Here is a 1,357-nt window from a genome sequence, read left to right on the forward strand (position 1 = left end):
CCTGTTGCCTCACGTCAATAGGTCCGGGAAGCGTGGTTCGTTGCCTCATGTGAAAAGGTCCGTTTCGGGGCCTTGTTGAACCAGGCGTTGGTTTTGTAGTCCCTTGCTGGTGCTTTGGCTTTGGCCAGGGCTTCCAGTTCACCGGTCAGGGCGAGGATTTGCCGGGACAGGGCTGCGGGTTTGAGCCGTTTAAGTTGGGCGTTCATGCCGATGACTGCCCGTTTTCGGACCTCGGGGTGGTGGGCGGCACGCTGGTGTGGGGTGATTGCCTGGTCGTGTTTCTTGATGACCTTCGCGCCGTGGCGCGTCTTCGAAACCAGCTTTTGTTGCGGCAGAAGATAGTTCGTGAAGAGGGCGTCCAGGTCCCAGATCTCGTTGAGTTTCGCCAGTTCGGTCGAGGTGTCGTAGCGGTAGTAGCCCACGAGCTCCCGGACCCTGGCCCAGTTCTTCTGCTCCACATGAGCACCGTCGTTCTTGTTCCCTGGCCGGGAGCGGGTGAACGTGATCTGTTGGGCGTGGCAGTACTCGAGCAGGTAGTCGTTGATGAACTCGGTGCCGTTGTCCGAATCAATCCCCACGATTGGAAACGGGAACCTGCCTATCGCGTATTGCAGGGCCTCGAACACCCATTTCTGGGCCTTGTTTGGCACGGACCTGTTCACGGTCCAGCCGGTGGCGATATCGGTGACCGTCAACGTGAAACAGAACTGTCCGGACGCCACGCCGCCTTCATGCCCGACCAGGTCGATCTCCACGAAACCCGGGACCGCGTCGTCCCACTCGGCCCAGGTCCGGATCGGGATTTGTGACTTCAGCAACGAACCCGGCTTGGTATGGGACCGGCCCCGCAGTACCAACTTCGCCCGTTCCGGGGCCAGTTTCCGGTCGATAGTGGCTGCACTCATCCGCATCAACAACGCAGCTTCCTCATCGTCCAAGGACAGCTCGCCGTCACGGCGGAGCAACGGCACCAACACCGGCAGCATCGGGGCCAGGCGCTTCCCGGCCGGGGCCCGCAACACTGCCCAACACACCACCAACGCCTCCACGATCCGCGGACCATACACCGGCGCGGGCGCCGGCCGGGCTCGCACGGGCCGCAGCTCCAGCGCTCTTCGCAACGCCCGCCGGGCGTAATCGCGGTTCCACCCCGTCAGCTCGACGAGCTCATCAAGGATCCGGACCTTCTCAGTACGGTTGCCCCTGGCGTAAGCACGTGCCTTGATCAGCGTGACCGCCTTGCGCTGGCTCATCGTCAAACCCATCCCTCAAGGATGTCCGCCAACCAACCCCAACCGGACCTTTTCCGATGAGGCAACGTACCCGGCTCCGCGGACCTTTTCCATGAGTCAACGCG

General features: G+C 62.2%; 1 protein-coding gene. It reads right to left on the minus strand.

Annotation, left to right across the window (positions count from 1 at the left end; genetic code table 11):
* Nucleotides 1–14: 14 nt before the first annotated feature.
* Nucleotides 15–1,253 (minus strand): integrase catalytic domain-containing protein, encoded by a 1,239-nt coding sequence (locus SB659_RS18995; protein WP_410551512.1) that lies wholly within the window; start codon nucleotides 1,251–1,253, stop codon nucleotides 15–17.
* Between the last annotated feature and the right edge of the window lie 104 nt (nucleotides 1,254–1,357).

Source organism: Arthrobacter sp. SIMBA_036 (genome assembly GCF_046535135.1).
GTDB lineage: Bacteria > Actinomycetota > Actinomycetes > Actinomycetales > Micrococcaceae > Arthrobacter.

Bases quoted from the DNA above. Each gene is read 5' to 3' on its own strand.
- SB659_RS18995 (WP_410551512.1), bottom strand. From the start codon at position 1,253: ATGAGCCAGCGCAAGGCGGTCACGCTGATCAAGGCACGTGCTTACGCC.